The sequence below is a fragment of the Streptomyces sp. NPDC005393 genome, assembly GCF_040606675.1.
Lineage (GTDB): Bacteria > Actinomycetota > Actinomycetes > Streptomycetales > Streptomycetaceae > Streptomyces.
Window position 1 is genome coordinate 69,085 of record NZ_JBEXFG010000029.1, and the last position, 26,361, is coordinate 95,445.

At 72.7% G+C, this 26,361-nt stretch carries 21 protein-coding genes; 8 read left to right on the top strand and 13 right to left on the bottom strand.

The features are described from left to right. Positions 1-13 precede the first annotated feature (13 nt). From cseC to ABZS71_RS22975, 5 genes are all read right to left on the bottom strand, one after another. On the bottom strand, positions 14-1,312 hold the full coding sequence (cseC, locus tag ABZS71_RS22955; protein ID WP_355849346.1) for a two-component system sensor histidine kinase CseC: 1,299 nt from the start codon (positions 1,310-1,312) through the stop codon (positions 14-16). A 7-nt stretch (positions 1,313-1,319) separates the two neighbouring features. Beyond that, positions 1,320-2,027 carry a two-component system response regulator CseB gene (gene cseB, locus ABZS71_RS22960; protein WP_355849350.1) on the bottom strand — a complete coding sequence of 236 codons (708 nt, stop codon included), beginning with the start codon at positions 2,025-2,027 and terminating at the stop codon, positions 1,320-1,322. Between the two features lie 9 nt (positions 2,028-2,036). Further along, positions 2,037-2,744, bottom strand: a complete 708-nt coding sequence (locus ABZS71_RS22965; RefSeq protein ID WP_356212995.1) for a hypothetical protein — start codon at positions 2,742-2,744, stop codon at positions 2,037-2,039. Then, positions 2,732-3,343: a SigE family RNA polymerase sigma factor gene (locus tag ABZS71_RS22970; protein ID WP_355849412.1), complete on the bottom strand. Its 612-nt coding sequence runs from the start codon at positions 3,341-3,343 to the stop codon at positions 2,732-2,734. The genes ABZS71_RS22965 and ABZS71_RS22970 overlap by 13 nt, the downstream gene beginning before the upstream one ends. A 248-nt stretch (positions 3,344-3,591) precedes the next feature. Beyond that, the gene (locus tag ABZS71_RS22975) at positions 3,592-4,512 is read right to left on the bottom strand and encodes an A/G-specific adenine glycosylase (protein ID WP_356212998.1); all 921 of its coding nucleotides are present in this window, start codon (positions 4,510-4,512) and stop codon (positions 3,592-3,594) included. A 239-nt stretch (positions 4,513-4,751) separates the two neighbouring features. Between ABZS71_RS22975 and ABZS71_RS22980 the strand changes: the two genes are divergently transcribed. Next, positions 4,752-5,615 (top strand): hypothetical protein, encoded by an 864-nt coding sequence (locus ABZS71_RS22980; protein WP_356213001.1) that lies wholly within the window; start codon positions 4,752-4,754, stop codon positions 5,613-5,615. 290 nt (positions 5,616-5,905) lie between these two features. Here the strand turns inward: ABZS71_RS22980 and disA are convergent, their stop codons facing one another. Together disA and radA are read right to left on the bottom strand one after the other, a co-directional pair. Further along, positions 5,906-6,964 carry a DNA integrity scanning diadenylate cyclase DisA gene (gene disA, locus ABZS71_RS22985; RefSeq protein ID WP_355849415.1) on the bottom strand — a complete coding sequence of 353 codons (1,059 nt, stop codon included), beginning with the start codon at positions 6,962-6,964 and terminating at the stop codon, positions 5,906-5,908. Between the two features lie 255 nt (positions 6,965-7,219). Next, positions 7,220-8,641, bottom strand: coding sequence for a DNA repair protein RadA (radA, locus tag ABZS71_RS22990; protein WP_355849362.1), 1,422 nt, complete (start codon positions 8,639-8,641; stop codon positions 7,220-7,222). A 178-nt stretch (positions 8,642-8,819) separates the two neighbouring features. On the opposite strand from radA, the gene ABZS71_RS22995 reads away from it, so the two are divergent. Next, entirely contained in the window at positions 8,820-10,616 is a 1,797-nt protein-coding gene (locus tag ABZS71_RS22995; protein ID WP_355849365.1) for a sigma-70 family RNA polymerase sigma factor, read from the top strand. 37 nt (positions 10,617-10,653) lie between these two features. On the opposite strand, the gene ABZS71_RS23000 is transcribed toward ABZS71_RS22995, so the two are convergent. Further along, positions 10,654-11,490 (bottom strand): hypothetical protein, encoded by an 837-nt coding sequence (locus tag ABZS71_RS23000; RefSeq protein ID WP_356213004.1) that lies wholly within the window; start codon positions 11,488-11,490, stop codon positions 10,654-10,656. An 83-nt stretch (positions 11,491-11,573) separates the two neighbouring features. Here ABZS71_RS23000 and ABZS71_RS23005 point away from each other — a divergent pair, with 83 nt between their 5' ends. The 4 genes from ABZS71_RS23005 (at position 11,574) to ilvD (ending at position 16,007) form a co-directional block, all read left to right on the top strand. Beyond that, positions 11,574-12,503 carry a Ppx/GppA phosphatase family protein gene (locus ABZS71_RS23005; RefSeq protein WP_355849371.1) on the top strand — a complete coding sequence of 310 codons (930 nt, stop codon included), beginning with the start codon at positions 11,574-11,576 and terminating at the stop codon, positions 12,501-12,503. A 55-nt stretch (positions 12,504-12,558) separates the two neighbouring features. Then, positions 12,559-13,404 carry a sugar phosphate isomerase/epimerase gene (locus tag ABZS71_RS23010; protein ID WP_355849374.1) on the top strand — a complete coding sequence of 282 codons (846 nt, stop codon included), beginning with the start codon at positions 12,559-12,561 and terminating at the stop codon, positions 13,402-13,404. Beyond that, complete coding sequence (locus ABZS71_RS23015; protein ID WP_355849377.1) at positions 13,401-14,030, top strand: TetR family transcriptional regulator; 630 nt, start codon at positions 13,401-13,403, stop codon at positions 14,028-14,030. Before ABZS71_RS23010 ends, ABZS71_RS23015 begins: the two co-directional genes overlap by 4 nt. Before the next feature lie 126 nt (positions 14,031-14,156). Beyond that, positions 14,157-16,007: a dihydroxy-acid dehydratase gene (ilvD, locus tag ABZS71_RS23020; RefSeq protein WP_356213008.1), complete on the top strand. Its 1,851-nt coding sequence runs from the start codon at positions 14,157-14,159 to the stop codon at positions 16,005-16,007. Between the two features lie 238 nt (positions 16,008-16,245). On the opposite strand, the gene ABZS71_RS23025 is transcribed toward ilvD, so the two are convergent. Then, positions 16,246-18,483, bottom strand: coding sequence for a PQQ-binding-like beta-propeller repeat protein (locus tag ABZS71_RS23025; RefSeq protein ID WP_356213011.1), 2,238 nt, complete (start codon positions 18,481-18,483; stop codon positions 16,246-16,248). 145 nt (positions 18,484-18,628) lie between these two features. On the opposite strand from ABZS71_RS23025, the gene ABZS71_RS23030 reads away from it, so the two are divergent. Next, a complete protein-coding gene (locus tag ABZS71_RS23030; RefSeq protein ID WP_356213014.1) occupies positions 18,629-18,955 on the top strand; it encodes an SH3 domain-containing protein in 327 nt (108 codons plus the stop codon). 19 nt (positions 18,956-18,974) lie between these two features. Here ABZS71_RS23030 and ABZS71_RS23035 read toward each other — a convergent pair whose 3' ends face one another. The 3 genes from ABZS71_RS23035 to ABZS71_RS23045 all read right to left on the bottom strand — a co-directional run bounded on the left by ABZS71_RS23035 (position 18,975) and on the right by ABZS71_RS23045 (position 23,474). Next, positions 18,975-21,230: a protein kinase gene (locus ABZS71_RS23035; protein ID WP_356213017.1), complete on the bottom strand. Its 2,256-nt coding sequence runs from the start codon at positions 21,228-21,230 to the stop codon at positions 18,975-18,977. 164 nt (positions 21,231-21,394) lie between these two features. Beyond that, positions 21,395-22,942 carry a SulP family inorganic anion transporter gene (locus ABZS71_RS23040; RefSeq protein ID WP_356213020.1) on the bottom strand — a complete coding sequence of 516 codons (1,548 nt, stop codon included), beginning with the start codon at positions 22,940-22,942 and terminating at the stop codon, positions 21,395-21,397. 175 nt (positions 22,943-23,117) lie between these two features. Further along, positions 23,118-23,474 carry a hypothetical protein gene (locus ABZS71_RS23045; RefSeq protein ID WP_355849395.1) on the bottom strand — a complete coding sequence of 119 codons (357 nt, stop codon included), beginning with the start codon at positions 23,472-23,474 and terminating at the stop codon, positions 23,118-23,120. A 326-nt stretch (positions 23,475-23,800) separates the two neighbouring features. On the opposite strand from ABZS71_RS23045, the gene proC reads away from it, so the two are divergent. Then, complete coding sequence (gene proC, locus ABZS71_RS23050; protein WP_355849397.1) at positions 23,801-24,610, top strand: pyrroline-5-carboxylate reductase; 810 nt, start codon at positions 23,801-23,803, stop codon at positions 24,608-24,610. A 130-nt stretch (positions 24,611-24,740) separates the two neighbouring features. Here the strand turns inward: proC and trpS are convergent, their stop codons facing one another. Beyond that, positions 24,741-25,760, bottom strand: a complete 1,020-nt coding sequence (trpS, locus tag ABZS71_RS23055) for a tryptophan--tRNA ligase (protein WP_356213023.1) — start codon at positions 25,758-25,760, stop codon at positions 24,741-24,743. Between the last annotated feature and the right edge of the window lie 601 nt (positions 25,761-26,361).

Consider the following 26,361-nt stretch of genomic DNA (forward strand, 5'->3'; position numbering starts at 1 on the left):
GCCGGCTGAGCGCTCAGTCCGGCACTTCGATGATCGGGAAGCTGCCGGTGTTGGTGGGCGCCGACTCCGGCAGCCAGAGCACGGCGACCGCGCCGTCCTTGCCCTCGGCCATCGGTTCCGCGTTGCGGAAGGTCAGCCGGGCGCCCAGGACCCGGGCCTGGCCCGCGGCTATGGTCAGGCCCAGGCCGTGGCCCTTGCCCGCGCGGTCCTTGCTGCCGGTGCGGAAGCGGCTCGGCCCGTCCTTCAGCAGCGCCTCCGGGAAGCCGGGCCCGTGGTCGCGGACGCGCAGCATCCGCCCTTCGACGGTGACTTCGAAGGGCGGTTTGCCGTGCCGGGCGGCGTTGGCGAGGAGGTTGCCCAGGATCCGCTCCAGCCGGCGGGGGTCGGTGGAGACATGGGCGTCACGCAGCACGGCGATCACGGCGTCGGGGGCCACCGCCCGCACCCGGCGGGTGATGAACTCGGCGAGGTTGATCTCCTGCAGCTCGGCGCGCTCCGCGAAGCCGTCCAGCCGGGCGACCTCCAGCACGTCCTCGACGAGGGTGCGCATCGCCTGGGCCCGGTCCCGTACCAGCTCGGTCGGGCGGCCCGGCGGCAGCAGTTCGGCGGCGGTGAGCAGTCCGGTGACGGGGGTGCGCAGCTCATGGGCGATATCGGCGGTGACCCGGCGCTCGGCCTCCAGCCGTTCCTGCAGCGCCTCGGCCATGCCGTCGATCGCGCGGGCGAGATCGTCGGTCTCGTCCCGCACCCGGCCGCCGATCGCGTCCCGCACCCGGACCACGGAGTCGCCCTCGGCGAGCTTGCGGGCGGCGGTGGCCGCCTTGCGCAGCCGCCGGGAGAGCTGGTCGCCGATGAGCACGCCGAGGGCGATGCCGCCCAGCACGACCGAGACCGAGCCGAGGATCAGCACCCGGTCGAGGTCGTCGAGGACGGCGAAGCGGTCCTTGAAGCGGGTGTGGACGGACAGCACCTTGCCGTTCCGCAGCGGCACCGAGGCCCAGACCTCGGGGGTGCCGGTCCCCGAGTCCTCCAGATAGGTGGCGCGCAGCCCGCGCCAGGCTTCCTTCTTGAGCTGCTCGGGCAGCCGGGGGTCGTCCAGCTTGGCGCCGAACCCCAGGACCCGGGACTCCTCGTACCACTTCTGCGCGACCTGCACCCGCTCGTTCATCACGGTGCGGCTGTTGTCGAGCATCGAGACCCGGGCCGCGTTGTGCACGACGAGGCTCAGCGCGACCGCGACGAGCGCGCTGACGGCGGCGATGGCCAGACTGACCTTCCAGCGCAGTCCGGTGCGCAGAGCGAGCCTCACCACGACCGGCTCAGCCCTTGAGCTTGTAGCCGAAGCCGCGGACCGTCTCGATCCGGTCCTGGCCTATCTTGCCGCGCAGCCGCTGCACATGGACGTCCACGACCCGGGTGTCCCCGCCCCAGCCGTACTCCCAGACCCGCTCCAGCAGCCGGTCGCGGGAGAGCACGGTGCCGGGCGCGGCCGAGAACTCCAGCAGCAGCCGCATCTCGGTCGGCGTCAGCGCGACCTGCTCACCGCCCTTGCGGACCTCCATGCCCTCCGGGTCGACCTCCAGATCGCCGAAGCGCAGCACCCCGCCGTCGGGCTCCTCGGGGCCGGGCCCGCCGGCCCGGCCGCCGGGGCCGCTGGCGTGGCCGAAGCGGCGCAGCACGGCCCGGATGCGGGCGACCAGCACGGCGCCGTCGAAGGGCTTGGTCACATAGTCGTCGGCGCCGGCCTCCAGACCGAGCACCACATCGATGGAGTCGGCGCGCGCCGACAGCATGATCACGGGCACGGTGGACTCATCGCGGATCCGGCGGCACAGGCTGACCCCGTCCAGGCCCGGGAGCATCACATCGAGCAGCGCGATATCGGGGCGGTCGGCGCGGAACCTCTCCAGGCCGGTCAGCCCGTCGGGCGCGGCGGTCACCAGAAAGCCGTCGCGCTCCAGGGCGAGCTGGGTGGCCTCGCGGATGACGTCGTCGTCCTCGACGAAGAGCACATGGGTTTCGGCCACAGCCTCGGTTCAGCCTTCCGTTCCGTCGGCGCTCGGGGCCGGCTCGTCCTTGGGCAGGGTCTTGCTGTAGTCGGTGTGTTTACGGTCCACCACCGTAAACATCCGGCGCTGCCCGGCCCAACGGTAGGTGATCACGTCTTCCCACGAGGGGCAGCAGACCGCGTCCCCCGAAGCGTAGGAGAGCTTCGTCACCCGCAGACCGCCCTTGGCGATGTCGGCGTAGACGGGCGGCTGCTCATCGCTGAAGACATTCTCGTACCGCTGGCCCACCTTGCGGTACACATACGATCCGATGCCGAAGCCGTCGGTGCAGGTCATGACGTTGATGACCAGATCTGAGGCGGCGGAGCCGGTCAGCCGGCCGTGCGCCACGTCCACGGGATAGCCCTTGATCTGCTGCTTGCTCTTGGACTCCTTCGGGCAGGGCTTGAGATTCTCCTTCAGGTCGTCGCTGACCTTCGGATCCGCCTTGACCAGCCGGATGGCGTCGGCCTTCTGCTGGGCCGGTGGCCAGCTGGAGGAGGAGCCGCCCGCGTACGAGCCCGAGTCCGCGGCCGCCGAGGCCCACTGGGTACGCGCCGGGCCCTCCTTGCGTACACCCTGGCTGCTGGTGCTGCACCCGGCCAGCAGCCAGCCGCCCGCGGCCGCGAGGCCCACGAACGCGCCGCCGGTGAGCATGGCGGTCCTGCCGGGAGAGGCCTTGGTCAGGCCGCGCACCGTTCCTGCCCCCGCTCCTGGCGGCCGCGCCGGACCTGACCCGTGTGCCGGACCGTTGTGGCCGGCTTGCCTTCGCCCTTCTCGCGGCCGAGCGCGCGGGCGTCCAGATCGCGGCTCTCCAGCTCCTGCCGCAGCCGGGCGAGCGCCCGGTGCAGCGTGCTCTTGACCGTGCCGGTCGACATTCCGAGCGCCTCCGCGGTCTCTTCCGTCGTCATCTGCTCCCAGTGTCGCAGCACCACGACACTGCGCTGCTTGGGAGCCAGCACTCCGAGGATGTCCATGAGGAGCGCGCGGTCGGCGTGCTGCTCGGTGCCGTCCTCGACGCTGGCCTCCGGCAGCTGCTCGGTCGGCACCTCGTCCAGTTTGCGGGCACGCCACCACTCGGTACGGGTGTTGATCATGACGCGGCGGAGATAGGCGTCGGCCAGCGACTTGTCGGCTATGCCGTCCCAGCGGCCGTAGGTGCGCACCAGCGCGGTCTGGAGCAGGTCCTGTGCCTCGATCGGGTCGGGGATCAGGCGGCGGGCGCTGCGCAGCAGCGCGTCCTGCCGATTCCGCACGTACTCCTCGAAGTCCAGAACCTTGCCGCTGCCGTACATCGCAGCCTCCATCCCGCTCTTCCCCACCTGATGCGCTGGGCGGTCGTCCAGCACGGGAAGGACGCTACGGAGGCGCTGTTGCGGCGCCATGTGCGTCAGCACCTCGGCAGATGCACAGCTACCCATAGGTTGTGTAACAGGAAAGCCCGGTTCGACGGAGTGTCAGAACCGGGTCGTGGCCCTGTCACAGGTCTGTCACAGACGGGGCTTCGAGGGCCGGTGAAGGCGGTGTCGCGCGCGGTCGCGCGTCACGTCAGCGGCAGCCGGTAGAGCCCTCCCGCGATCGGCTCCACCAGCCCGTCGGAGACCAGTCCGTCGAGCGCGCGGGCCCGCTGCACCGGCTCGTCCCACACCTGGTCCAGCACCGCCTGCGGCACCGGCGCGACCGCCTCTCGCAACACGGCGAGCAGCTTGCCGCGCACCTGACGGTCCGTACCGGCGTAGGTCTGGCCACGGCGCGGCGGTCCGTCGTGCGCCGGGGCCCCGGCCTCGCGCCAGGCGCACTGCGCGGCGATGGGGCAGCGCACGCATTCGGGGGTGCGGGCCGTGCAGATCAGCGCGCCCAGCTCCATCGTGGCGGCCGCCCAGCGCGCCGCGGTCGGCTCGTCCTCGGGGAGCAGGGTGCGGGCCAGCTTGCGCTCGGCGGCGGTCGTGGCGTTCGGCGGGTACTGGGCGCCGCTGATCGCGCGGGCGAAGACCCGGCGGACATTGGTGTCCAGGACCGCGTGGCGCTGTCCGTACGCGAACGAGGCCACGGCCGCCGCCGTGTACTCGCCCACACCCGGCAGCGCGAGCAGCTGTGCGTGATCGGTCGGTACGTCACCGCCGTGCCGCTCCCTTATGGCGACCGCCGCGCCGTGCAGCCGCAGCGCGCGGCGCGGATAGCCGAGCCGGCCCCAGGCGCGGACCGCCTCACCGGGCGGCTCGGCGGCCAGGTCGGCCGGGCGCGGCCAGCGGGCGAGCCACTGCTCGTACACCGGGCGCACGCGGCTCACCGGCGTCTGCTGCAGCATGAACTCGCTCACCATCACACCCCAGGCGCCGGCCTCCGGGCGGCGCCAGGGGAGGTCGCGGGCGTGTGCGTCGAACCAGTCGATGACGGGCCGGTGCAGGGCGGCTCCGTCGGGGGTCGGGGTTACGGCGGCCGGGACGGCGGGATTGGCAGTCATCACTGACGATCCTGGCACGGCGGGGCGCCCGGCGCTGGCCGAGGGCGCGGGCGTTCGGGTCGAGCTGGTCCGCACCCGTACGAAAACGCGCAATCCGGGCGGAGGTGCGGGAACGGATGGCCGCTTGCCGTGCCGGGGTGCGGCCCCTGGTGCCGTATCCGGTCCGATGATGAGAAAAGTAGGGGCCCTGGCGGCGGTTATTGGCTGGTAGCGCTCCGGATCTCTCGTAGAGTTTCCGCGTGGGATCACTGCGCAATCCGATCGGGCCGCTTCCCTCCTCCATTTACTGGCGGCGGAGGGCCGTTGCGCTGGCCCTCCTCGCCGCCATCGCGCTTCTGGTCATCTGGGCCTTCGGCTGGGGTGGTTCGGGCGGCGGCGGAAGCGACGAGGGCAAGGGCTCCGGCGGCGGCGGGCCCGCGAGCACCATCACCCCCGGCCCCACTTCCTCCACGCCCGTCGACAGCCAACGGCCGGGCGGGCGCGACGAGTCGGACAACGGCGGCACCGGCTCCGGCGACACGGGCGGCTCCGGCAGCGGCGGTTCGGACGGCGGCGGTACGGGCGAGAGCGGCGGCGGTTCGGGCGGCGGGGCGAGCGGCTCCGGCGGCGGTTCGGGCGGCTCGGGTGGTGGTGGCGACGGCATCGGCACCGGGACCGGGCAGAGCCTGCCCGTCGGGTCCAGCCTGCCGGACTGCAAGCGCGGCGATGTCGAGTTGACGGTGCGCAGCGTCAAGGGCTCGAAGGTCAAGAACACCTACGCGCCGGGTGAGAAGCCCACGTTCGACATCGTCGTGAAGAACTCCTCGAAGAGCTCCTGCAAGGTCGACTTCGGCCGCGCGGCGGCCTCGTTGACCATCACCGACGCGGACAACGCCCACATCTGGGCCTCCGACGACTGCCCGGAGGGCAGCGCCACCGCGCTGGTCGAGGTGGCGGGCTCGGGCGAGACCAAGCGGACCGTGGAGTGGGACCGCAAGCGCAGCGCCGAGCACTGCGCGACCCCGACGGGCAGCGCGTCGGCCAAGCCCGGTACGTACCTGGTGGAGGCGGAGCTGAACGGGCTCGGCACGGCCCAGGTGTCGTTCGTCCTCGCGAAGGACTAGGCCCTGTCCGGGCGATCTTCGCGGGCCCGCGACGCCGCTGTGCCCGCGGCGGAGCCGCTGATGTCCGAGCAGCCGCTGCCGCGGCGGGCCGCACCTCGCCGCGTGGTCGGGGTCGTCCGAGTACGACCCGGTACGAGGACGACCCTCCGCCTTGCGATGCTCCCCCAGCTACCGCTGGGAGGTGCCCCCCGCGCCAGACGCCGCGGGCTGATCCACGAAGATCGCCCGGACAGGAGCTGACCTGGAGGCGGGGTTCCGGGGCGCCGCCCCGGAACCCACCCGCGGCCTCGCTAGACGTACCGCTCCAGGATCGACGACTCGGCCAGCCGCGAGAGGCCCTCGCGGACCGAACGGGCTCGGGCTTCGCCCACACCGTCCACCATCTGGAGATCGTCCACGCTCGCTGCCAGGAGCTTCTGCAGGCCCCCGAAGTGCTCGACCAGCCGCTCGATGATGGCGCCCGGGAGCCGGGGGACCTTCGCCAGCAGCCGGAAACCGCGCGGCGAGACCGCCGAGTCGAGGGTCTCGGGCGAACCGGTATAGCCCAGCGCCCGCGCCACGATGGGCAGTTCGAGCAGCTCGCCGTGGGAGAGCCGGTCCAGCTCGGCGAGCGCGTCCGCCACCGTACGGGTGCGCTTGGCGGTCGGCTCGGGGACGTAGTCCCGCGCGACCAGCTCCCGCTCCGGCTCGACGCCCGCGATCAGCTCGTCCAGCTGGAGGGAGAGCAGCCGCCCGTCGGTGCCCAGCTCGACCACGTACTCGGCAATCTCGGTGGCGATGCGCCGCACCATCTCCAGCCGCTGCGCCACCGCGCCCACATCCCGGACCGTGACCAGGTCCTCGATCTCCAGCGCCGAGAGCGTGCCCGCGACCTCGTCGAGGCGGAGCTTGTAGCGCTCCAGGGTGGCCAGCGCCTGGTTGGCGCGGGAGAGGATCGCCGCCGAGTCCTCCAGCACCCGCCGCTGCCCGTCCACATACAGCGCGATCAGCCGCATGGACTGGCTGACGGACACCACCGGGAACCCGGTCTGGATGGAGACGCGCTGCGCGGTGCGGTGCCGGGTGCCGGTCTCCTCGGTGGGGATCGCCGCGTCCGGGACGAGCTGCACCCCCGCCCGCACGATCTTGCTGATGTCCTTGTCGAGGACCAGCGCGCCGTCCAGCTTGCACAGCTCGCGCAGCCGGGTCGCGGTGAACTCGACGCCGATGACGAAGCCGCCGGTACACAGCGACTCGACGGTCTTGTCCGTGCCCAGCACGATGAGCCCGCCCGTATTGCCGCGGAGCACGCGCTCAAGGCCGTCACGCAGCGCCGTGCCGGGCGCGACCGCGCTCAGGGAGGCACGCATCAGACCGTCGGCCTTGCCGGGTGCCGATGCCCGGTCGCCTGCTGCCACTGCACTCCTCCGTCGCAAGGTCTGTCGGTGCCGCCAGTCGCCCTGCCGCGCCGCTGCGAGGCCACGGACGGGCGAGACCAGGGCAAAGTCTACCGGCGGTCATCGGCCTCCCGTGGGGCCTCCCGGCGTACGCCCGTCGGCGTGAACCGGAGTGCGGCTCCCCCTGCCCCGCACCGCGCCCCGCTCACCGCCCGGCGGACCGCGCCCTCACCCCCCGGCCTCCGCGCCCGCCCGGTCCCGTTCGCCCCGCTCACGGCGGGGCAGCACCCGCAGCGCGTCACCGATGTCCGCGACCTCCAGCACCCGCATCCCGTCGGGGATCCGGCCCGCGTCGGCCGGCACCAGGGCGTGGGTGAAGCCGAGCCGGGCGGCCTCGGACAGCCGCCGCTGCACCCCCGTGACCCGCCGGACCTCACCCGCGAGCCCCACCTCGCCGATGGCCACCAGATTCTTCGGCAGCGGGATGTCGCCGGCGGCGCTGGCCAGCGCGAGCGCGACGGCCAGGTCCGCCGCGGGCTCGGAGAGCTTCACCCCGCCGACCGTCGCAGTGTAGATGTCCCGCTTGCCGAGCGCGCTGATCCGCCCGCGCTGCTCCAGCACGGCGAGCATCATCGAGACGCGGGAGGTCTCCAGACCCGAGGTGGTGCGGCGCGGCGAGGGGATCTGGGAGTCGACGGTGAGCGCCTGCACCTCGGCCACCAGCGGCCGGCGGCCCTCCAGGGTGACGGTCAGACAGGTGCCCGGCACCGGCTCGTCACGGCGGGTGAGGAAGAGCCCGGAGGGGTCGGCGAGGCCGGTGATGCCCTCGTCGTGCAGCTCGAAGCAGCCCACCTCGTCCGTCGCCCCGTAGCGGTTCTTCATGCCGCGGACCAGCCGCAGCCGGGCGTGCCGGTCGCCCTCGAAGTGCAGGACGACATCGACGAGGTGCTCCAGCAGACGGGGGCCCGCGATGGCGCCGTCCTTGGTGACATGGCCCACCAGCAGCGTGGACATGCCGCGCTCTTTGGAGGCGCGGATGAGCGCCCCGGCCACCTCGCGGACCTGGGCCATCCCGCCGGGCGCGCCGTCGATCTCGGGCGAGGCGACGGTCTGGACGGAGTCGAGGACCAGCAGCGACGGCTTGACCGAGTCGAGATGGCCGAGGACCACGGAGAGGTCGGTCTCGGCGGCCAGGTAGAGATGCTCGCTCAGCGCGCCGATGCGGTCGGCGCGCAGCCGCACCTGGCTCGCCGACTCCTCACCCGTGATGTACAGCGTCCGGTGGTCGTCGCCGGCGGCCTTGGCGGCGACGTCGAGCAGCAGCGTGGACTTGCCGACCCCCGGCTCCCCGGCGAGCAGGACGACGGCGCCGGGGACGAGCCCGCCGCCGAGCACCCGGTCCAGCTCGTCCACGCCGGTGCCCCGGGCGGTGGCCTGACGCCCGTCGACCTGGCCGATGGGCAGGGCGGCCGAGGTGACCCGGCCGGGCGCGGTGGTCCGCACGGCGGGCGCGCCGAACTCCTCGACCGTGCCCCACGCCTGGCACTCGGCGCAGCGGCCGAGCCACTTGGCGGTGGTCCAGCCGCATTCGGTGCAGCGGTAGGAGGGCCGGTCCTTGGCGGATGAGCGGGAGGAGCTACGGGCAGCCATGGCGTAACGCTAGCGTCGGCCACCGACAGCGGTGACCCGCGGCCCCGGAACGCATAGCAGGTTGGGCGCGACGGAGGGGGACACCTGTCCCCTTATGAGGGAGATGGTCACCCGTAAGGGTTAAAACTGCGCAAGTGGCGCGAAGAAGTCTGCATCATCCGCCTACGGTCGCCGGGTGATGAGCAGCAGGTCCGAGCACTCGACACACGCCACCGGCGCACACCGGGCGCAGCGCCGTGCGCCCCGCGTCACCACCACGCGCCCCCAGCGGCCTCCCGAGCGCTATGAGCCGTATCTGGACGGCCTGTTCACCTACTGTCTGTCGGTCTTGTGCGAGCACGACGCCGCGGCCGCCACCCTCGGCGATGTGCTGGCCGTGGCCGAGCGCCGGCGCGGCCGGGGGCGGGGGCGGGCGCCCGCCCCCGCCGAGGGCGATCTGTGCCGCCCCTGGCTCTACGCGGTCGCCCGCTGGGCCTGTCTGCGCAAGCTCGCCGAGCTGAGGGAGCGGCAGGAGCACCGGGGGCTGCGGGACCGAAGGGTCGTCAAGGCGCGGCAGGACCGGCACGACCGCCAGGGCCGGACGGGGACGGGCACCCCGCCGGGCGCCCCGCCGGAGAGCGCCGAGGCCGAGCTGCCCGAGCCCATCGCCGCCCAGCGCCGCCGGGAACTGGCCGCGCTCGCCTGGCCCGAGGCCGCCGGCACCACCGCCGAGCAGCGCGAGGCGCTCGAGCTCGCCGTACGCCATCGGCTCACCCCGCCCGAGGTGGCCGCCGCGCTCGGCAAGGACCACGACGAGACCCGCGCCCTGCTCTCCAGCGCCGCCTGCGAGGTGGAGCGGACCCGCGCCGCGCTCGCCGTCGTCGAGCTGGGCCACTGCCCGGTCGTCGCGCGGCTCGCGGGCGACACCCAGGTGCTGCTCTCCGCCGCCCTCCGCCGTGAGCTGGTGCGCCATGTGGACGATTGCCGGGAGTGCCGCCGGATGGCCGAGCGGGCCACGGCGGACGGCCCCTGGCCCGGTACGGCGGCCGCGCCCGCCGCGTTGCCGGTCCTGGAGGCGCCGCGCGCCGCCGTGCACGCCGCGATGCTGTGCGCGCTCAGCGGCCGGCCCGCCCGCGTCGGCTCGGGCCCGCGCTTCGACCGGCGCGGCTTCCCGCTGGATCCCCAGGACCGGGCCGCGCGCCGCAGCCGGATGCGCAGCCGCGCGCTGACCACGACGGTGGTCGCGACGGTGGTGGCGGCGCCCGTGCTCGCGCTGTGGGCCGCCTACCGGGGCGCGCCGCTGGCCGGTGACGAGCACGACACGGACTCGGTGGCCGCCGCGGGCGTGGACGGCGCTGACCAGGCCCCGGCCGGCCAGGACCGCCCGGCCCGGCGCTCGTACGAGCAGACGGGCGGCGCGCAGGACCGTTCCGGCGCGCGGATCGGCTCGGGCCGGGGCGCCAAGGCCGGCGAGCGGGCGCCGGATGTGTCGGTCGAGGTCATCGCCGCGGACGGCACGGTGGAGCGGGCGGACCGGAAGGGCGGCGAGGCGCCGCGCCCGGACGGCTCGCCCGGCGGCAGCCGCCCGGGAGGGGGCTCCGGGCCCACCCGGCCCACGCCCGGCCCGGGGCGGCTGACGGTCGAGGCACAGCCCGACGGCGATGTGACGGTCATCACCCTTACGGCGTCCGGTGGCGCCCCGGTGCGCTGGTCGGCCTCCACCGGGGCGGCGTGGCTCCAGCTGAACCACACGGCCGGGGTGCTGCGGCCCGGACAGTCCACGACCATCACGGTCTCGGTGGACCGCGACCGGGAGCCGGCCGGGCACTGGAGCGCCCGGGTCACGGTGGCGCCGTCGGGCGCGGTGGTGGTGATCGAGGGCCGGGGCGCGGCCCCGGAGCCGACGCCGACCCCCACGGGCCCCTCCGGCAGCCCCACCCCCACGCCGAGCGACCCGGCCCCCGCCCCCTCGGGCTCGCCCGCCGCCAAGGACTGAGAAGCCGCCAAGGGCTGAGGGCCGGATGGGCGCCGTGCTACGCCGGGTCGGCCGGGTGCGGCGCCACCAGGGGCAGCGCGGCCGCCAGCCGCTGCTCGCAGAGCTCGGCCAGCCGGTCGTATCCGGCCTTGCCCATCAGCTCCGTGAGCTCCGGCCGGTAGGACAGGTACACCGGCTCGCCGCCCCCGTGCGCCGAGGTCGCCGAGGTGCACCACCAGTGCAGATCGTGGCCGCCGGGGCCCCAGCCGCGCCGGTCGTATTCGGCGATCGTGATCTGCAGCACCTGGGTGTCGTCCGGCCGGTCGATCCAGTCGTACGACCGGCGGATCGGCAGCTGCCAGCAGACGTCAGGCTTGGTCTCCAGCGGCTCGCGCCCCTCCCGCAGGGCCAGGATGTGCAGGGCGCAGCCCGCCCCGCCGGAGAAGCCGGGACGGTTCTGGAAGATGCACGAGCCCTCGTACCGCCGGGTCTGGCGCTCCCCGTCGTCCTCGTCCTCCTGCACCCAGCCTGAGGCGTGGCCCTCGTCGTGGAACTGCCAGATCTCCGGGGTCAGCCGGGCCATATGGCGCCCGACCCGCCGCTCGTCGTCCTCGTCCGAGAAGTGCGCGCCCAGGGTGCAGCAGCCGTCGCTCGCGCGCCCCGCCTGGATCCCCTGGCAGCCCTGGCCGAAGATGCAGGTCCAGCGGGACGTCAGCCAGGTCAGGTCGCATCGGAAGACCTGTTCGTCGTCGGCCGGGTCGGGGAATTCGACCCACGCGCGGGCGAAGTCCGGACCGGCCTCGTCCCCGGCCGGGGACGAGATCGGCTCCTCGGCCCCCCGCTCCGTGGAGCCCTTCCGGCTTTTGTCCTGCTTCGCCTTTTTCGTCTTAGCCACGGTGCAAGCGTATGCCCCTCCGCGAAAAGCCGGGGGCTGGGACCCGTGCATGACATCACACGCTGCGCAGTAGCGTTCTGGCCATGAGACTCGGTGTCCTCGATGTGGGTTCGAATACGGTCCATCTGCTGGTGGTGGACGCACACCCCGGCGCACGCCCGCTGCCCGCGCATTCGCACAAGGCGGAGCTGCGGCTGGCCGAACTCCTCGACGGTGACGGAGCCATCGGCTCCGAGGGCATCGATCGCCTGATCACGGTGGTCAAGGAGGCGTTGGAGGCCGCCGAGGACAAGGGCGTGGAGGAGGTCCTGCCGTTCGCGACCTCCGCCGTCCGCGAAGCGGCCAACGCCGATGACGTCCTCGGCCGGGTCGCCGACGAGACCGGCGTACGGCTCCAGGTGCTCAGCGGCGAGGACGAGGCGCGGCTCACCTTTCTGGCCGCCCGCCGCTGGTACGGCTGGTCGGCGGGGAGGCTGCTGGTCCTGGACATCGGCGGCGGTTCGCTGGAGATCGCGTACGGAATCGACGAGGAGCCCGACGCGGCCGTCTCGCTGCCGCTCGGCGCCGGCCGGCTGACCGCCTCCTGGCTGCCCGGCGACCCGCCCGACCCGGCCGACGTGCGGGCGCTGCGGCGCCATGCGCGGACCGAGATCGCCCGGACCGTGGGCGACTTCAGCCGCCATGGCACACCCGACCATGTGGTCGCCACCTCCAAGACCTTCCGCCAGCTGGCCAGGATCGCGGGCGCCGCCCGCTCCGCCGAGGGGCTGTACGTCCAGCGCCGGCTCACCCGGCGGGCCCTGGAGGAGTGGGTGCCGAAGCTGGCCGCCATGCCCTCGCAGGAGCGCGCCGGGCTGCCCGGGGTGTCCGAGGGGCGGGCGGGGCAGCTGCTGGCCGGGGCGCTGGTCGCCGAGGGGGCGATGGATCTGTTCGGCGTCGATGGCCTGGAGATCTGCCCGTGGGCGCTGCGCGAGGGGGTCATTCTGCGCCGCCTGGACCACCTGCCGACATGACGTAACCAGTGGTGCTGGTTTAGCGACTTTGAGCAGCCGCCGTACGCTGTCCTTCGTGACAGAGCCAGTGGTGCGCATCCCGGATGCGAAGGTCGCGCTGTCCACGGCCTCGGTCTATCCGGAGTCGACGGCGACGGCCTTCGAGATCGCCGCACGGCTGGGCTACGACGGTGTCGAGGTCATGGTGTGGACCGATCCGGTCAGCCAGGACATAGAGTCGCTGCGTCGGCTCTCGGACTACTACGGGGTGCCGATTCTCGCCGTACACGCGCCCTGCCTGCTGATCACCCAGCGGGTGTGGTCGACCGACCCATGGGTCAAGCTGCAGCGGGCGAAGGCGGCGGCCGAGAAGCTCGGCGCGTCCACCGTCGTGGTCCATCCGCCCTTCCGATGGCAGCGCAACTATGCCCGGGACTTCGTCAGCGGAATCTGGCGGATGGCGGACGAGACCGATGTGCGGTTCGCGGTCGAGAACATGTACCCATGGCGCTATCGCGACCGCGAGATGCTCGCGTACGCCCCGGACTGGGACGTCACCAATAACGACTACCGCCACTTCACGATCGACCTGTCGCACACCGCGACCGCCCGTACGGACGCGCTGGGCATGGTGGACCGGATGGGCGACCGGCTCGCCCATATCCACCTCGCCGACGGCCAGGGCTCCAACAAGGACGAGCACCTGGTCCCCGGGCGCGGCACCCAGCCCTGCGCCGAGCTGCTGGAGCGGCTGGCGGCGACCGGGTTCGACGGCAATGTGGTGGTCGAGGTCAACACCCGGCGGGCGATGTCCACGACCGAGCGCGAGGCCGACCTCGCGGAAGCCCTGGCCTTCACCCGGCTGCATCTGGCCTCGCCGACCCCGGCCGCCCGGAAGCGCGGGACGGTGCCCGGCTCATGACCTCCGCAGCGCCCCCGCCCGCCACCGGCCCGCGCAAGCGCGGCCGCCCGGCCCGTACCAGCGCCGCAGGGGAGCCCGCCGCCCGCGACCGGATTCTGACCGCGGCGCGCAACGAGTTCGCCGAGCGCGGCTACGACAAGACCTCGATCCGCGGTATCGCCAAGGCGGCGGAGGTGGACCCCGCGCTGGTCCACCACTATTTCGGCACCAAGGAGCAGGTCTTCGAGGCGGCCATCGAGCTGATCATGGCACCCGCCATGGGCGCCCCGGACGCGGTGCACGGCAGCCGCGAGGGGGCGGGCGAGCGGCTGGCCCGCTACATGTTCTCCATCTGGGAGAACCCCGTCACCCGGCTGCCGCTGCTGGCCGTGATGCGCTCCGCGCTGACCAATGAGGCCGCCGCCGCGGTGCTGCGCGGCATGATCGAGCGGCGGGTGCTGGTGCGGATGGCGGGGGAGCTGGACGTCCCGAATCCTGAGTTCAGGGCGCAGCTGGCGGCCGGGCACATGATCGGGATCGCGCTGCTGCGCTACGTGATCAAGATGGAGCCGATGGCCTCGGCGACGGTGGACGACATCGTCGCCATGGTGGGGCCCACCCTCCAGCGCTATCTGACCGAGAGCTGATCGGACTCTTCCGGGGAGTGAGCCACCCGTCCCGCGATCCGGACGCACCGTCCGGATCGCGGATTTCCGGCGTAGTCTCAGAAGACTCCGATCCGCACGATCCATCCGACGAGGGAGCCGAGCACCGTGCCCGAGCTGAGGTCTCGCACCGTCACCCATGGCCGCAATATGGCGGGCGCGCGCGCCCTGATGCAGGCATCAGGCGTAGCGCGCGAGGACTTCGGCAAGCCGATCATCGCCGTGGCCAACAGCTTCACGGAGTTCGTGCCCGGCCATACGCATCTCCAGCCGGTGGGCCGGATCGTCAGCGAGGCGATCCACGCGGCGGGCGGCATCGCGCGCGAGTTCAACACCATCGCGGTGGACGACGGCATCGCCATGGGCCACGGCGGGATGCTCTACAGCCTCCCCTCCCGCGATCTGATCGCCGACTCCGTCGAGTACATGGTCGAGGCACACTGCGCGGACGCGCTGATCTGCATCTCCAACTGCGACAAGATCACGCCCGGCATGCTGATGGCCGCGATGCGCCTCAACATCCCGACGGTCTTCGTCTCCGGCGGCCCCATGGAGTCCGGCCGCGCGACCCTGGTCGACGGCACGGTCCGCAAGCTGGACCTGATCAGCGCGATCTCCGAGGCCGTCAACGACAGCGTCTCGGACGAGGACATCGCCCGTATCGAGGACAACGCCTGTCCCACCTGCGGCTCCTGCTCCGGCATGTTCACCGCGAACTCCATGAACTGCCTGACCGAGGCGATCGGCCTCTCCCTGCCGGGCAACGGCTCGGTGCTGGCCACCCACACCGCCCGCAAGGCGCTCTACGAGACGGCCGGCCGTACGGTCGTGGAGATCACCAAGCGCCACTACGAGCAGGACGACCACACCGTACTGCCGCGCTCCGTCGGCTCCCGCGCCGCCTTCGAGAACGCCATGGCCCTCGACATCGCCATGGGCGGCTCGACCAACACCATCCTCCATCTGCTCGCCGCCGCCCAAGAGGCCGGTCTCGACTTCGACATGAAGGACATCGACGGGCTCTCCCGCCGGATGCCCTGTCTGGCGAAGGTCGCGCCGAACGTCGCGCCCGGCGGCGTCTACTACATGGAGGACGTCCACCGGGCCGGCGGCATCCCCGCCATCCTCGGCGAGCTCTACCGCGCGGGGCTGCTGAACGAAGACGTGCACACCGTCCACTCGCCGTCGCTCGCCGACTGGCTCAAGCAGTGGGACATCCGCGGCGGCTCCCCGTCCGCCGAGGCCGTCGAGCTCTTCCACGCCGCGCCCGGCTGTGTCCGCTCCGCGACCGCCTTCTCCCAGTCCGAGCGCTGGGACAGCCTGGACACGGACGCCGAGGGCGGCTGCATCCGCGATGTCGAGCACGCCTACTCCACGGAAGGCGGCCTCTCCGTCCTCTACGGCAACCTCGCCGAGGACGGCTGCGTGGTGAAGACCGCGGGCGTCGACGAGTCCATCTGGACCTTCGAGGGCCCGGCCGTGGTCTGCGAATCGCAGGAGGAGGCCGTCGAGCGGATCCTCGGCAAGCAGGTCAAGGAGGGCGACGTCGTCGTCATCCGCTACGAGGGCCCCAAGGGCGGCCCCGGCATGCAGGAGATGCTCTACCCCACCTCCTTCCTCAAGGGCCGGGGCCTGGGCGCGTCATGCGCGCTGATCACCGACGGCCGCTTCTCCGGCGGTACGTCGGGCCTGTCCATCGGCCACGCCTCGCCCGAGGCGGCGTCCGGCGGCACCATCGCCCTCGTCGAGGACGGCGACCGGATCCGTATCGACATCCCGGGCCGGACCATCGAACTCCTCGTGAGCGAGGAGGAGCTGGCGGCCCGCCGCGAGGCGCTCGGCGGCGTCTACGCCCCGAAGAACCGCGAGCGCAAGGTGTCCACCGCGCTGCGCGCCTATGCGGCGATGGCCACCAGCGCGGACAAGGGCGCGGTGCGGGACATCAGCCGCCTCGGCTGACGCCGCCTTCCGTCCCCGACGCCGTCGGTTCGCCGCGCCACGGCAGCCGCTCGGCGGGGGCGCTGCCCTGGCGGCCCGGTCGGCTGGGGGCTCCGCCCGCGTACCCCGGTCGTCAATCGTCCGACGGGCGTGAGTGGCCAGGGGGCCTGCCTCCCCCTCACGCGGCGGAACGGCATATCGGCGGGAAAGCCGGCAAGGGGCCCGGCGGGGCCGGGCCCGCCGGGCTAACGGGCAGGCTCTACCAGGCAGCCGGGTTCCGGGCGTCCACGGCGAAGACCGTGCCGTCCGGGGCCGCCGCGAACACCTTGCCGTCCGCCGCCACCGGCGTGGGCACCAGCTCCAGAAAGCTCTGGCCGGCCCGGCCCGCGCGCGGCCGGGTCTGGCCGATCAGCTCGCCCCGCGCCGCGTCCACGGCCAGCAGCCGGCCGTCCGCCGCCGAGAAGTAGAGCCGGTCGTCCGCGGCCACCAGCGGTGAGGCGTTGGCCACCGAGGTCTCCAGACGCCAGCGCTGCGCGCCGTGCGCCGAACCCTCGCGGCCGGTGTCCACGGCCACCAACCCGCCGTCCGCGCACAGCAGATAGACCAGATCGCCGTGGGTGACGGCGCTGGTCGCGGAGACCGGTGTGGTCAGCTCGGCCCGCACTACGGCGCGCCGGGCGGGGGCGTAGCGGACGACCGCCGTCGTACGGGTCTGCGCGTCGGTCTCGGTCAGCTGGAGGACACCGCCGGGGCCGGGGCCGGCCGGGGTGAGGTTTCCGGCCAGGGACCGGTGCCAGCGCGTCGTACCGCGGACCGTGTCGACCGCCGTGACCAGGGTGTGCGAGCCGTCGGCCGAGGTGGTGAGGGCGTACGCGGTGCGGCCGGCGCCGTACGAGAAGAAGGTCGGCCGGGCGTGGCCGGGCAGCGCATGGCGCCACCGCTGTCGGTTCGTCGCGCTGTTCACCGCCGTGACGGTGCCGTCCGCCGCGACCAGCAGGACGCTGTCGCCCGCGGGGTAGACCCGGCCGTCGTACCCGGACAGATCCCGGCTCCAGCGGACGCGGTGCGTCCTCGGGCCGAGCGCGTCCAGCCGCGCCCCGTCCGGCGACACCACCTGCACCAGGCCGCCGGAGAGCGCGGGCGCGGTGACGGCACCCTCGCCGGGGCGGCCCGCCGAAGACGGCCGCGACCACACCACCCGGCCGCGCGCCGGATCGACCCGGGCGGCCTGGACGCCGCGCTCGGCGCAGTACAGGGCCCCGGCTCCGTACGAGCAGAACGCGGGCCGCGCCCCCTCGCCCGATCCCCTGCCGCCGCTCAGCCCGGTCTCCCACGGCCGCCACGTCGAGGTGGTGGCCGCGCTGATCTGCGGCTGCCGCCTGTCGGGCGAGTCCGGACCGTCGAGCCGGCGCAGCGCCACGACCGTTCCCGCGCCCAGGAGTACGGTGGCCGCGAGCCCGACCAGGGCCCATCGCCGCGGCCCTCGGCGGCGCGCCACCGGCCCGGGGCCGTCCGCCGCCGCCTTGACATGCGTCCGCGTACCGTCGTCGGCACCGCCCCTGTCGGGCACGACGTCCTTCGCCGGGTCGCCACCGGGCAACGAGTGGGGATCCGGCATCCGTTGCTGCGGTACGAGCGCGACGGGCCCGCGCACCACGGGCGGCTGGGGGCCGCGGACCGCGCGCAGGCCCTTCATCAGGGCGTCGGGGGTGGGGCGGTCCTCCGGGTTCTTGGCGAGGCAGCTCGTGATGAGCGGCAGCAGCTCATCCGGCACCCCCGCCAGATCCGCCTCGTCGTGTACCACCTGGTACGCCACGATGTACGGGCTCTCGGACTCGAACGGCCCCCGCCCGGTGGCCGCGTGCACCAGCACCGAGCCCAGGGTGAACACATCGGCGGCCGGTCCCACCGCGCGCGGCCGCTGGAACTGCTCGGGCGCCATGAACGGCGGGGTGCCGATCAACTTGCCGGTCTCCGTGCGCAGTTCGCTGTCCAAGGGCCGGGAGATGCCGAAGTCGATGACCTTCGGACCGTCCGCCGCGAGGAGCACATTGCTCGGCTTGAGATCGCGGTGCACCACGCCCACCCGATGGATGTCGCGCAGCGCCTCCGCGAGCCCCGCGGCCAGCCGCACCACCTCATCCGGCGCCAACGGGCCATTCCGCTTGACGTGTTCGGAGAGGGTCGGGCCGGGGATGTAGAGGGTGGCCATCCAGGGGCGGTCGGCGTTGGGATCGGCGTCCACGACGGGTGCGGTGAAGGCGCCGCTGACCCGCCGCGCGGCCGCCACCTCCTGCCGGAACCGCGCCCGGAACTCGGGGTCTTCGGCGTATGCGGTGTGCACGACCTTGACCGCGAGCCGCCGTCCCGAGGGTGAGCTGGCCAGATGGACCACGCCCATGCCCCCGGAGCCGAGACGTGCCTCGAGCCGGTACTGCCCGGCATATTCCGGATCCTCCGCTTCCGGGCCTGTCCCGGCGCTGCGCAGCGGCGGCATTCCCCACCCCCGTGAATTCGGCCGCAGTAGCGACTCGGCGAGCCTAGTCGATGACACGTGCGAGCCTTGTTAGCCTCCGCATGTCGTGCCACTTCACACGGCATGTGCACAACTTCGGAAAGAAGTTCAACGGGGGAGGGGCCACATGGCCATCGAAGAGACCGTCGAGACCACGGAGACCGCCGCGCCGGCCGGGGTGGCGGAGGCCGTCGAGACCGCCGGTACGGTCACCTATCCGACCGCGCCCGGCTACCAGGTGAACGTCCGCAGCGGGCCGAGCACCAACCACCGGCTCATCAAGGTGCTGCCGTACAACACCCGCGTCCCCATCCGCTGCCAGCGACACGGCCAGAAGGTGTCGGGTCCCTATGGCACGACGGACGTCTGGGACTGCATCGCGCCGGGCCAGTACGTCTCCGACGCGTATGTGCAGACGGGCAGCGACGGCTTCGTCACCGTCCCCTGCGGCTGACCGCCCAAGCGGCGAGGGCTCAACGGCGCCCGGGCGTCGAGGACTTCACCGGCGGGCCGCTCCTGGTGGGCGGCCCGCTGATGACGGGCTTCGCGTCCGGGTGCAGCGGGTCGGCCGAGAACAGCGTCCCATCGCTGGCCAGCGCCACCAACGCGCCGCGCACCCGCAGCACCTGCGTCGACTCCACACCGCCGCCCGAGCCGCTGGACCCGCTGCGCGCGGCGGTCTGCCACAACTCCTCGCCGGTCCGCAGATTCAGCGCGAGCAGCCGCCCGCTGGCGCTGCACAGATAGACGGTGTTCTCGGGCGCCGACACCTGCGGCGCCCCGAGCCGCTCAACGGTGGTCGGCCGGCTCCACAGCTGCCGTCCGCTCCTCGCGTCGACCGCGGTGACCCTGCCGCTCTCCTGCACGAAGTAGAGCCGGCCGTCGATGAGGGTGGCCGTGCCCTGCGCGTTCCGGGGGAGCTTCACTTTCCGCTGGGCGCCGGTGCGGGTGTCCACCCGGATCACATACGGGTAGGGCTCGGCCCCGTAGGCGTCGGTGGCCGGCAGCATCAGCAGATCCCGGCTGTCCACCCCCAGTGGGTTCTCGGTGTTCTTCAGCCGGGCCAGCCTGGTCGGGGTGCCGTGCCGCGGGTCGAGCCGCAGCAGGGTGGTCCGGGCCGGCCCGCTCTCGTCGGCGTCCGTGCACTCGGCGTACGGCACCTCGCCGTACGCCTCGGCCGTGCACAGCTGCCCCTTGGGCACGGGCACCGTCCACAGCTTCTCGCCCGTGGTCGTCTTCCACGCGGTCAGGGAGCGGTCGCCCCGGTCGCTCTCCAGCACCGCATGGCCGAACAGCACCGCGTCGGCGCCGTCGCTCACCTCGCGCGACCATGTCTTCCGGCCCGAGTCCGCGTCCAGCGCGACCAGCCGGGTGACCGCGTCGGTCGGGCTGTCGTGAACGAGGACGCGCCCGTCCCGCATCCCGGTCGGACCGCTGGTGAGCATCTCGTTCTCGTCACCGGCCGACAGGTCGGGGGTGTGCCAGTCGACATGGCCGGTGACACCGTCGACCCGGACCGTCGGGAAGCCGTTGCCGCCGCAGTAGAGCTTCGTACCGCCCTGGGCGCACCGTCCGGCGACATCGTCGCCCGTGATCGGCCCGTCCGACGGCGTGGAGAAGGGGCCCGCGGCCGTGACGAGCGAGATCTGCCACGGCCGCCACCCGTCCGGGAGCGCGATCGCCCGCACGGAGACGGTCGGCTCGCCGCCCGTAGCGGCCGAACCGGTCGTACGGACACCACTGCTGTGCGAGGCGACCAGCGCGAGCGTGCCCCCGCCGAGTGCGAGCCCCCCGACGACGGCCACCGTGGCGAGGACGGGGCGGCGCCGGTGGATCCCGCTGAGCGTCGTGGACCAGGTGCGCTCGCCGCGCCAGGCCCGCTTCCTCTTCGTCCCCCCGCCGCCGGCCGCCCGGACCTCGCCGCTCCCCGGCAGCCCGGCGAACAGCCGCCCCAGCTCGGTGAGGCCGGGCCGGGCCTCCGGATCCTTGGCCAGACAGCGCTCGACGATGCCATGCAGCGGCTGTGCGACCTCCTCCAGCGCGGGCGGCTCATGGACCACCTGGTACGCCGTCATATAGGGGGACTCGGCGTCGAAGGGGCTGCGCCCGATCGCCGCGTACACCAGCAGCGCGCCGAGCGAGAAGACGTCCGAGGCACCGGTCACCTCGCGCGGCCGGCTCAGCTGCTCGGGCGACATGAACGGCGGGGTGCCCATCACCCGGCCCGTCACCGTGAGCGCCTGGTTGTCCCCGGCCCGGGAGATCCCGAAGTCGATCACGCGCGGACCGTCGTCCGCCATCAGCACATTGGCGGGCTTGAGATCGCGGTGCACCACACCCGCCCGGTGGATGTCGCCCAGCGCCTCGGTCAGCCCCAGCGCCAACTGCCGCAGCTCCGCCGCGTCGAGCGGCCCGCCGTCCGTCAACCGCTCGGAGAGGGTGGGCCCGGGGACGTAGAGCGTGGCCATCCAGGGGCGCTCGGCGTCCGCGTCCGCGTCCACGACGGGCGCGGTGAACGCCCCGCTGACCCGGCGCGCCGCCGCGACCTCCTGCCGGAAGCGGGTCCGGAACTCCTCGTCCTCCGCGAACTGCGCGTGCACGACCTTGACCGCGACCTGTCTGCCCGAGGCCGAGCGCGCCAGATAGACGACGCCCATGCCGCCGGAGCCCAGCCGGTCCCGCAGCTCGTAGTCGCCGATCGTCTTCGGATCCCCGGCGCTCAGCGGCACCGCCACCCCTCCCCTCGGCCCCCCGTCAAGTCGCCTCAGCCTAATCGGCGCGTCTGGTGGAGGGGCAGGGTGATCTCGGGCAAGGCGTACGCACCCCTCGTCACCAACGGGCAGGCCCCCGGCGCGAGAAGGCGCCGGGGGCCGGTGACCGGGGGAGGGGCGGTCTAGGCCGGGATCGGCTCCTCGGGGGCCGCCTCATGGCTGACCACCGCGTTGTGCCGTTCGGCCCAGGTGGCCAGCGCCATACCGCAGGCGTGGTCCACATGGCGCAGCCCGCTCAGGTCCAGCTCCACGGCGCGCTCCCGGGGCAGCGCCTCCAACTCGTCGAGCAGCTTGGGCAGGCGCAGGAAGGTGGCGTTGCCGAGCACCCGGACGCGCACGGGCTTGTCGTCCGCGCCGGCCCCCTCGGCCGCCCCGTTGTCGAGTTCGCTGACCTCCACATGGACATGCGAGGTCGCCCAGGCGGTCTTGGCCACCGCCATCAGCAGCCCGATGATGACGCCCTCGAACATATTGGTGATCACGATCGCGCCGGCGGTCGCGATCAGCACCACGGCCTCGCCCCGGTGCTCCCGCCACAGCGGGCCCAGATCCCTGACCGGGATCAGCTTCCAGCCCGCGTGCACCAGCACACCGGCCAGCGCCGCCACCGGGATGACGCCGAGGGCGGAGGGGAAGAGCACCGCGAAGACCAGCAGCCACACACCGTGCAGAATCCGCGAGACCTTCGTCTTCGCGCCCGCCCGCACATTGGCCGCGCTCCGTACGATCACCGCGGTCATCGGCAGCGCGCCGAGCACACCGCACAGCGCGTTGCCCGCGCCCTGCGCCATGAGCTCCTTGTCGTAGTCGGTGCGCGGACCGTCGTGCAGCCGGTCGACGGCCGCCGCGCTGAACAGGGACTCGGCCGAGGCGATCAGCGTGAAGGCGAGAACGGTCCCGATGACGCCCACCTCGGCGAGCGCCGTGAATTCACTGCCGCCGGGCGGCTGTACGGCGTCCAGCAGCCCCTGCACCTCGACCCGGGCCACCGGCAGATGGAGCCCCGCGGTCGCGAGGGTCGCCAGCGCGACCGCCGCGAGCGGCGCGGGCAGCACCTTGGCCCCCCGGCGGAAGCGCGGCCACAGCACCAGCACCGCGATCGTTCCGGCGCCTACGGCGACGGCCTTCAGCGCGTCGGCCGAACCGGCCACGTCCCCGATGAGCCCCGGAACCCCCTCGAGCTTGTCGACACCGCTGCTCGGCGCCTTGGCGTCGGCGAGCGCGTACAGCTGTCCGGCGATCAGCACCAGGCCGATGCCCGCGAGCATGCCCTGCACCACGGCGACTGAGATCGCGCGGAACCAGCGGCCCAGGCGCAGCGCGCCCATCGCCAGCTGCAGCAGTCCGGACGCCAGGACGAGCACGCCGAGCGCCGCGAGGCCGTATTCCTCGACCGCCTCGTAGACCAGCACCGTCAGACCCGCGGCGGGGCCGCTGACCTGCAGACTGCTGCCCGGCAGAAAGCCGGTGACCAGCCCGCCGACGATGCCGGTGATCAGGCCGAGCTCGGCCGGCACACCGGAGGCGACCGCCACGCCCACGCACAGCGGCACGGCGACGAGGAAGACGACGAGAGAAGCGGTGAAGTCGGCGCGGAGTGTCCCGGCGCCGCGGGAGGAGCCTGAGGTGCCTTCGGCACCTCGGAGACGGTCGAGGAGAGAATTTCGCATGAGGGTTGCCTCCAGTGCGCCTCGTCACCGGCTCATGGGCAGGCGAGGGCGCGGCATAGCGCTACGTCAGTGGGATCGATGGAATCGGTCGCTGGCGGTTGTGATCGCTTGCTGATGAGGAGCGTGAGATGCGTGGGATGCGTGATGAGACCGCCGGGCCACGACGGCGTAGCTCTCAGCAGCGGAAGATCTGGAGGATGACGGGTACTTCGCCCGATCTCGACACGGGAACGGCCTGCCGTCCCGTGAGCGATGTGGTGATCGCGGTACGCGGCACCGGCACACCGGCATCGCAACCGCACACACATCCGTATGTGCCGTTGGGGGTGGGAGCGGTGAGCGGGGCCCGCCCGCCGCGGAGCCCCTGGCAGTCCTCTGCCCCGGCGTCGTGGTGCAGGGAGGCGGCGGCCTCGACGATCGGCCGCGGATCGGCAGATGCGGTTGCGCTGATCGCCTCGGGGTGGGTGACCTGCGCGGACGCGCTATCCGCCGCGATGAAGAGGGCGAGCAATACGGATACCGTGGCTAACACAGCACGAGCGGTATGCCGGATCGTCCTCACCATCGCCCCCCTCCTACACGTATCGACACCTGATCTCATTGTGTCCGGATCACCGTGACCATGTGCAAGTCGATATGTAACCAACCTGTGAACACGGAGTCACCGAAACAGGAGGCGACGGCTCCGATCGCCCCGGCGGACGCTGGCGCGGACGGCCCTGACGGTCACGCCGGGTAGCCGGGTGGAATTTAAATCATCCAACGGTGAATAAAACGCGGCAGGCTGCCCCATGGCCGCGCATGCGAGGATGGCGGGGGTAACCGCTCCACGCAGCCAGGCACGAGGAGAGCCGCACCATGACGGAGAAGGTCGCCGTGCTCGGCACGGGAAAGATCGGCGAAGCCCTTCTCAGCGGAATGATCCGAGGCGGCTGGTCGCCGTCCGATCTGCTGGTCACCGCCCGCCGCCCCGAGCGCGCCGAGGAGCTCCGGACCCGCTACGGCGTCGAGGCCGTCTCCAACGCCGAGGCCGCCAAGTCCGCCGACACCCTCATCCTCACCGTCAAGCCCCAGGACATGGGGGCACTGCTCGACGAGCTCGCCCCCCACGTCCCCACCGACCGGCTGGTCATCTCCGGCGCCGCCGGCATCCCCACCTCCTTCTTGGAGACCCGGCTGGCCGCGGGCACCCCGGTCGTGCGGGTCATGACCAACACCCCCGCGCTGGTCGACGAGGCCATGTCCGTCATCTCGGCGGGCAGCCACGCCACGGAGGAGCACCTCGCCCACGCCGAGGCGATCTTCGGCGGCGTCGGCAAGACACTCCGCGTCCCCGAATCGCAGCAGGACGCCGCGACCGCCCTCTCCGGCTCCGGCCCGGCGTACTTCTACTTCCTCGTCGAGGCCATGACCGACGCGGGCATCCTGCTCGGCCTGCCCCGCGACAAGGCCCATGACCTGATCGTCCAGGCCGCCATCGGCGCGGCGGTGATGCTGCGCGACAGCGACCAGCACCCGGTCAAGCTGCGCGAAGCGGTCACCTCCCCCGCGGGCACCACCATCAGCGCCATCCGCGAACTGGAGAGCCACGGGGTGCGCGCCGCACTGATCGCCGCGCTGGAGGCGGCCCGCGACCGCAGCCGCGAGCTCGCCTCCGGCAACAGCTGACCCCTGCGACGGGCCCGCTCCCCACCCCGCCCCTCCCCGATCCGCGAGGCCTCGCCCCCTCACGCGGCGGGGCCGCACAGCGGATGCGGCGGAAACGAGCGGGGTGGGGGAACGAACCCCGGCGCCGAACTCAGGCGGGCGGCAACAGCCCGACCGCCGCATACGCCGCGTCCACCCGGGGCCGGGCCAGCCCCCGCGCCCGTTCGGCCCCGGCCCGCAGCACCCCGTCCACATACGACGGATCGGCGCACAGCTCCGCGTGCCGGGCCCGGATCGGCCGCAACACCTCCACCACCGCCTCGGCCGCCGCCAGCTTCAGGGCTCCGTACGACGCGTACTCCTCGGCCAGCACCTCCGGCTTGCCGCCGGTGCACGAGGCGAGCACATCCAGCAGATTCGCCACGCCGGGCTGCTCCATCCGGTCGTACCGGACCTCGCTCCCACTGTCCGTGACCGCCCGAATGAACTTCCTGCGCACCGCGTCCGCCTCATCGAGCAGATAGACGATCCCGGCCGTCTCGGCGTGCGACTTCCCCATCTTCGAGACCGGGTCCCGCAGATCCATCACGCGCGCGGCGACCTCCGGATGCGTCGCCCGCGGCACGGTGAAGACCGGTCCGTACCGCTGGTTGAACCGCTGCGCCAGATCCCGGGTCAGCTCGACATGCTGCGTCTGATCGTCGCCGACCGGCACCTCGTCCGTCCCGTACGCCAGGATGTCGGCCGCCATCAGCGCCGGATAGGTGAGCAGCGACAGCCGTACGCTCCCGCCCCGCGCTCCCTCCCGCGCGGCCTTCTCCTTGTACTGGATCATCCGCCGCAGCTCGCCGTCGGTGGCCGTGCACTCCATCAGATAGGACAGCCGGGCGTGCTCGTCCACCTGGCTCTGCACGAACACCGTGCACAGCGCGGGGTCGAGCCCGGAGGCCAGCAGCAGCGTGGCGGCCTGCCGGGTGAGCCGCCGCACCCTGGCCGGATCGTGCTCCACCGTGAGCGCGTGCAGATCGACGACGCAGAACAGCGCGTCGGCACGGTGCTGGTCCTCCCGGACCCAACGGCGTACGGCCCCGAGGTAATTGCCGAGCGTCAGATGCCCGGTCGGCTTGATCCCGCTGAAGATCCGGGGCCGCGACGTCTTCGTGTATCCCATGTCCGTGCCATCTCCCGCTGTCTTGGGACCGCCGGGTCCGGCCGGCCGGGCTTCGCGGGGGGAGGGGATACGCGAACGGCCGCCGGAGCGGCGGCCGTGGAGGTGCATGCGCTGATCGGCCGCCGTCAGGCGGCCCACCACTGTGCGGTGTGCGCATGCTTCGTCATGACGACGATGCTACGCCCTGCGGGGCGGCTCGGCACGGGTTTGATGGTCGCGGGAGCGTCGTGTAGTGTTCTTCGAGTTGTCCCGGAGCCCGCAGGGAAACGGGACAGCCACTCACGCCGCACCGGCGGCAAACCACTACTGCACGGCCCCTCATCGGGATCGATTTCGGCATGCCGAAATTCGGAACGGAAGCTCGATTATGAGCATCGGGGGGAATCCGCTAAAGTAGTGAACACGCCGGAAGGCGCGAAACACCCCGCTCCAACAGGGGGCCGGAAACGGAATTCGGACCGGAAACGGAACGGAAAACGGATCTGGTAAGGTTGGAAACACGAAAGACCGAAGGGAAGCGCCCGGAGAAACCGGTGATACGGTTTCAAAGGAAGCGTCCGTTCCTTGAGAACTCAACAGCGTGCCAAAAGTCAACGCCAGA

Coding starts and splice junctions, on each gene's coding strand:
- ABZS71_RS23015 (WP_355849377.1), top strand. CDS start 13,401: ATGACCTCCGCAGCGCCCCCGCCCGCCACCGGCCCGCGCAAGCGCGGC.
- ABZS71_RS22970 (WP_355849412.1), bottom strand. CDS start 3,343: ATGTACGGCAGCGGCAAGGTTCTGGACTTCGAGGAGTACGTGCGGAAT.
- ABZS71_RS23040 (WP_356213020.1), bottom strand. CDS start 22,942: ATGCGAAATTCTCTCCTCGACCGTCTCCGAGGTGCCGAAGGCACCTCA.
- proC (WP_355849397.1), top strand. CDS start 23,801: ATGACGGAGAAGGTCGCCGTGCTCGGCACGGGAAAGATCGGCGAAGCC.
- trpS (WP_356213023.1), bottom strand. CDS start 25,760: ATGGGATACACGAAGACGTCGCGGCCCCGGATCTTCAGCGGGATCAAG.
- ABZS71_RS23005 (WP_355849371.1), top strand. CDS start 11,574: ATGAGACTCGGTGTCCTCGATGTGGGTTCGAATACGGTCCATCTGCTG.
- radA (WP_355849362.1), bottom strand. CDS start 8,641: ATGGCTGCCCGTAGCTCCTCCCGCTCATCCGCCAAGGACCGGCCCTCC.
- ABZS71_RS22975 (WP_356212998.1), bottom strand. CDS start 4,512: ATGACTGCCAATCCCGCCGTCCCGGCCGCCGTAACCCCGACCCCCGAC.
- disA (WP_355849415.1), bottom strand. CDS start 6,964: ATGCGTGCCTCCCTGAGCGCGGTCGCGCCCGGCACGGCGCTGCGTGAC.
- ABZS71_RS22995 (WP_355849365.1), top strand. CDS start 8,820: ATGAGCAGCAGGTCCGAGCACTCGACACACGCCACCGGCGCACACCGG.
- ABZS71_RS23025 (WP_356213011.1), bottom strand. CDS start 18,483: ATGCCGCCGCTGCGCAGCGCCGGGACAGGCCCGGAAGCGGAGGATCCG.
- ABZS71_RS23030 (WP_356213014.1), top strand. CDS start 18,629: ATGGCCATCGAAGAGACCGTCGAGACCACGGAGACCGCCGCGCCGGCC.